Annotated in this window: 6 protein-coding genes; 1 reads left to right on the forward strand and 5 read right to left on the reverse strand. The window is 47.6% G+C overall.

Going from position 1 to position 5,748, the window contains the following annotated elements; translation table 11 throughout:
* Window positions 1-227: 227 nt before the first annotated feature.
* From AACS18_RS04335 to AACS18_RS04355, 5 genes are all read right to left on the reverse strand, one after another.
* Entirely contained in the window at window positions 228-629 is a 402-nt protein-coding gene (locus AACS18_RS04335; RefSeq protein WP_108613782.1) for an H-NS family histone-like protein, read from the reverse strand.
* 308 nt (window positions 630-937) lie between these two features.
* Window positions 938-1,216, reverse strand: a complete 279-nt coding sequence (locus tag AACS18_RS04340; RefSeq protein WP_108613778.1) for an H-NS family histone-like protein — start codon at window positions 1,214-1,216, stop codon at window positions 938-940.
* 33 nt (window positions 1,217-1,249) lie between these two features.
* A complete protein-coding gene (locus AACS18_RS04345; protein ID WP_108613779.1) occupies window positions 1,250-1,945 on the reverse strand; it encodes an inovirus Gp2 family protein in 696 nt (231 codons plus the stop codon).
* Between the two features lie 236 nt (window positions 1,946-2,181).
* The gene (locus tag AACS18_RS04350) at window positions 2,182-3,660 is read right to left on the reverse strand and encodes a YfjI family protein (RefSeq protein WP_181363405.1); all 1,479 of its coding nucleotides are present in this window, start codon (window positions 3,658-3,660) and stop codon (window positions 2,182-2,184) included.
* A 32-nt stretch (window positions 3,661-3,692) separates the two neighbouring features.
* On the reverse strand, window positions 3,693-3,926 hold the full coding sequence (locus tag AACS18_RS04355) for a helix-turn-helix transcriptional regulator (protein ID WP_108613781.1): 234 nt from the start codon (window positions 3,924-3,926) through the stop codon (window positions 3,693-3,695).
* 235 nt (window positions 3,927-4,161) lie between these two features.
* On the opposite strand from AACS18_RS04355, the gene AACS18_RS04360 reads away from it, so the two are divergent.
* Window positions 4,162-5,748 (forward strand): hypothetical protein (locus AACS18_RS04360; protein WP_146184848.1); only part of this gene is annotated, 1,587 nt, incomplete at its 3' end.

Consider the following 5,748-nt stretch of genomic DNA (forward strand, 5'->3'; position numbering starts at 1 on the left):
ATCGAACTGGTGACCTACTGATTACAAGTCAGTTGCTCTACCTACTGAGCTAAGCCAGCATCATGTGCATGCTAAAGGATGTTTTGAATAATGTCATTAGAGCTGACCTCTGTCATGCGACAGATCATTACCGAATATTCCTGGTTCGTAACGACGAGAGCTGGCACTAATTAGCCACGGAGCTTGTAAACAGAAAGGCCACACCGTGAGGGCATGGCCTTGTTTATTTAGATGAGGAAGTCATCCAGCTGACGACCTTGCTCGAGTTGCTCAGCCAGGAACTTGGGGGTTCGGCCCTGACCGGTCCAGGTTTTCTCTACGCCATTTTCAACATAACGGTATTTCGGTGGGCGAGGTGCTCGTTTAGCTTTAGCAGCAGTCGCTGCTACCGGGGCACTGCCAACCAACTCAGTGGGGTCGATACCAGCTTGAGCCAGCATGGCTTGGAACTCAGCCAGCTTTTGCTGGTGCTCTGCTTGGGCGGCTTGTTCTTTCTCCGCGACCTCCAACCGCTCCAGATAAATTGCTTCAATTTTCTCGTGGGCTTCTTTGAGTTGTTCCAGAGATAACTCGCGCAGTGCAGCCCGCAAACTACGGATGTTCAACAGTACTTTCAGAAATTCATTCATCAATAGGTTCTCACGCAACAGATTGGGTGGCAAAAAAGTAATCAATCTTCCCATCACACTATATCAACGATCCAGATATGTCATCTTGTGAATACCGAATAGAGTACGAGGACGTTGGTGTTCACTATCATGATACTATCACGAGAACTCCTACACCATGAAAACCAGCAGTTCTAAACATAAATAAAGTATTGATTATGGCAATCAGGCCCCTGATAACTTCCCAATATCAATGCCTGGATACACATTGCAATATGGGGCCTTACCAGCCCCTACAGAGGATTAAAATATCACACCATCGTTCACCCTTAACGCAGTGACTGCTGCTTCAGGGCGCGTGGTGATGACGCCATAAATGCAATTAAATCCTTTGGCTCAAGCCCCGCCGATTGCAGTTGCTCTTTGACATGAGCAATCACCGCCTGTTTTACCATTTTCTCGTGCTCACTCCGGGCTTCTTCCTCCATCCGTTCCAGCGTAATGGATTCAATGACCTCGTTTAATGCCAACAATTCTTCAGATGAAAACAGCTTCACCATTTCACGCAATACCGGCGGCTGGCGCAGGTCATTTACCTTGATATTCATACATACCTCTATGTTGTTAAAAAATACAGCGTACTAGGCGTGCCAGTTCGACTGAACTTGGCTGCTGCCAAAGTTACGCAGGCCATCATTCATGATTTTTGTTCTCGTTTTGCAAAGATACGCCAAACGGATCAGGAAGTTATTAAAGTGCTCAGGCTTCAAGTCCATGGAGCGCTTGTTAAATACGTAGCTGCCATTGGGTGCGAAATGTACCAGGTGTTTATGGTCAGGATACGCAATCCCCAAGGCACTGCACCAAGCCTTCTGTACCCTGGTTCCAATATTGTCGCCATCCGAGTTTTGATAGCACCCCAAATACCCATAGATATCTTTATTGAAGAACAACACCAGATGATAGTGTGCATACTTGCTGGTATCACGCTCTCGAACCCAGATATACAATGGATAGTCTGGTTTAGCAGACTTTCCTTTACGTTGTAGGTTTGCCTTAATGCGGCTGTTCAGTGCAGCTATAAAGCGGGTGATCACCTTTGGATCATTACGCTGAAAGCACAGTGGCATATCACATTGCTCGTCAATTGCATCATTCGCACAACGAAGGTCAACGCGTAAAGCGAATACTCGCCCAAATGTGGCAATGGCTGACTGAACCACATCCAGGCTCTTTTTGAGGTGGTGGGAAGATATCCCACCATAACAACGCTGTGCTTCTGCTAGCAGGTTATTAAATTCTAATTTGAGTAAGTTTTTATGATTCGGATGTTCCATGAGAGGTCCTTGCAATGGCATAGACTACGCCATGCCATTGTTTACTTATGCACTGCCAATGTGCCGATTTAAATGAACATGGTGATTTGGTATATTTTGGGTGCGTCTGATTTGGTTTGTTTGGGGTATAACATATACCGAATCTAACACCACCAATATTCCGAGAAATTTCTCACAACTTATTCGTTAAAGTGACCGAGAATACCGTCGTTTTTTATCAGGTGGTCACTCTGAAGTTAGATTACCAACCGACGTTGATATGGTGGGATGTACTCCACATAGTTGATGTATTTTCCATTTTCTGTTTTCTTTGCTTTGTACACCAAAACAGCTCCGCGAAAAACAAGCGTATTTAATGCCCGTTCAAGTTTCGCTGTATTGCGGATGCAATTTGGACACCGTTGACGAATGTCATTTTTCAGGAAGACACCGTTATCGCTGTTGTGCAGGTTATCGCCAAGCCAGCGATCAAGTTTATTCGCCTGATGTATGTCATCCGGTACTGAACGCGCTTTAAACTGTTGGACGAAATGCTGGAAGTACCACTCAACGATCAGGATTGCGGCATGCATGGTTACGTCAGAGATCACCTGCCCGCTCGACTTAAAGGTGTGCAAGACTGCGGCAATCCGCGAGACATGCTCCATGAATTTTGAGGCAAAGTCCCGGAACTCGCGCCATACCCCCATGACACCAATCTGACCTTCGATGAGGTTTGCCCTCTCAAACCATTTGACACGCGCTTCCGGTGAAAGCGTCAAACATACCCGTGGCTCCCCGGCCTCGCGGCGCAACTGTGCACAATCAAGCAATTTCTCAACCTTCAGGTGGAAGTTACTCAGATAGGCCGCATGGAATCGGGCTCCAACATCATTTTCCGGTAACTCAGCAGTCATAAATCGCGAGCCTTGCGTGGAGCTCGGTTCACACAACAAACAGCGGGCAAAAAAACCAGACTCGCGAGCCTGCTCTCCTTGGCGGTCGAGAAACCGCTCAAACAGCTGACCCTGGACCATCAGGGAAAGGCTAAAACGGTAATCACTAATCGTCGTCGCCCCCTGAGTCGATACGCGCATAGCAGAAATCGGCTTTGCCCCCCACAACGAGTTCAATACAGACGTCTCGCGCATGAAGTCACTTGAAAAAAGATGTGCAGCTTCATCCGAAAATACGCCAATAGAGCGACCATAGGCGTCAATGGCATGTTTGATGGCTGCACTCGTCACATCATTGAGCAGCCACTTTTGGTTCATGGGAAGGGATGGCTTGGCGGCCTCCACGTCTCGCAAAGCCTGTTTGAATGCAGATGTATCGACCTGATCCAAAATGGCTTTGTTCAACGCAGCCTTATGTGCTTTTTGTTCTGTTTGCCAGACGCTGAGCTCGGTAGCGTGCTTTTTAAGCTCATCACGGTAATGCTGCTCGGCAAGTTGTTCCCGTGTGCGAAAGGGCTTCATGACCAACTCGTCCACGGCTGTTTTTCGCTCACCAGAGTCAGCCTTGGTAATAAAGAACAGCGACACCGGGTGAATAAGGCCCGCTTTAGGGCTGACATCGACCAAGTCTTGGCAGGCAAGTCCCATTGCCCCCAATACCGACGAGGCAATCAGCCCTACCGGAGCTTGAGTCTGCAACTGGATCTGGCGTATGACACCTTGCAGGTGCTCATCGAGCACATGCACAGGAAATTCGACTACCAGGTTGAGTGTTTGCATTGTTCGGTTACCTTCGTTGTTAGATGGGTGTGTTAGTTGGTACGTGAAACGAGCCATTGGTCTACCGACGAGAGCCGCCACCCCACTGAGGCAGCCCCCAAGCGCAATGGCTTGGGAAACTCGGGGTCGTAGCCCTTCGATTTGGGATTGAGCTTGTTGTAGATCGTCGACCGCGACAGACCCACAATGTGAGTCAGCTCCTTGATGCGTACGACTCGATGCAGCGTCTCGCGATCCCAATAGTGCCCCTTGTCTTGCAAGTTCATGATCCATCTCCTCTTTGGTTTGGAATGAGTGCAGCTTAACTGCCGCCAAAATATGAAAACGCCGAAAATGTGCAGAGATATGGCGCTAACGCCGTCGTCCTCTGCTCAACTGCTCCTGCAGAAGAAAAGGTCATGCTATGGTCGACCTGGATGTTGCTTGCCTTTCCCTTTGCAGATAGGACAGGAGCAAGATAGCGAGGAAGGAAAATCCAAAACGCCGAAAATGTGCAGAGGAATGAAAAACGTGCCACAACCCACAACAGCCATGCCGATACCAGATAGTCACAGCCTGGATGAGTTCATGACATTTATGTATGACGCTTTTGGGCTGAGATACGGCCGCCAACATCGGCTTCAAGAATTGAAAAGCATTGATGCACTGACCATCATGGTGAAGCGAATGGTCAAAGGTCTCGCGACACATCTGGTGGGTGAAGACAGCGCCAGCACCAATCAACATGACTTGGAAAAACTCCAGGTTATGTTTGATTTCATGAATCTGATGGTGCTGCATTTCAATAGAACTGAGCTGTTCCATGAACAGCCCAAGTCTCAGCTCTATGCCATGTTTCTACGTGATGTGCAGTTGCCTTTCATGAGGCAAGGGATCGCCATGATCACCAACCAAGCCGCTCCTATCTTTCACTCCCCAGCCGACAGGGATACATTTCGCTCAGGCAGCTTGATGACTCACCTGCTTTATATGCTGGACCCTGCATACTTGCGAGATGCAGAGACCCACGTTGACGCATGGTTCAGCACCCAAAAGGCGTTGTTGGGTCATGGCGTGGGAACCGATTTTAAAAAAGCGCTCAGGGGATATAAAGGGAAGTCATCCAATATCAGTATTAAAACCATCAATAAACGTTGTATGGAGTTAGATGAGGACAATACAGCGGTTATTGCCACAAAATTCCCCTCGACAAAAGAGCTAAGAGCATTTTGGTATAGTGCTCGGGTTGCAATATACCTATCAAAGCGCCTGGATTTTTCTGAAGGTCCAAATAATGCATTCACCGAGTTAAAGGATCATTGTCTCATTTTATTTGAAAATACCCTGGCATCTGATGTAGCGGTACTACACGCCGATGAGCTCAATGGGCTTTTTGAAAAACTGTCTATCGCTCTGACCAAATCCAGCCGACTAACACGCCACGAGCTTCGCGTGATCGCTGATACCGTTTCTGCCAATTCACGATACAATGTCGTCGCATCACAAGACATCATTCAACAACCAATCATTACGTTTTGCTATGACTTCAACGCGGTCATATCTCTTATTGCTGATGGCGACCTTCCACACGCCTATGAACGTACAATCGCCACACTCAATGATAGTAGGCAGGTGTCAGTAGGGCGATTGCAAGGCATTTTGACTCAGATTGGATTGGCGCTCGGGATCCTGCTGAACAACACTGTCATAAAGAACCGTGAATATGAACACCATGCCAAAGTTGCATTCTTGTTTGGTAGTTATGGCTTTTCACTAGAAAAGCACAATCATGATCCTTTTCAAACTGTCACTGACAGTATGTTCTCCACGCCATCGGTGCTGTATGCACTTTCATCCATTCAAACCTATGCTGAGGTTCTGGAAAGTATTGAGGTGCTTTCACTCAAGAGAAAGATTTCGATGATGGTCCCATTTCCGAAAAAGTTAGAAAAGGCACTGAAGGCGCTCTATAGCAAACATCCCCATTTGGATGCAACACCTGCCAAAGCAATACTGGCGGTCCTGGAGCCAGAGATGAAGGGCAACTGTATCCCATATATACCGAGGTCGACACTGTACAACTGCCTGTGTGAAATACATTCGCTCATT

The organism is Aeromonas sp. HMWF015, from assembly GCF_963878965.1.
GTDB classification, from domain to species: Bacteria; Pseudomonadota; Gammaproteobacteria; order Enterobacterales; family Aeromonadaceae; genus Aeromonas; species Aeromonas veronii.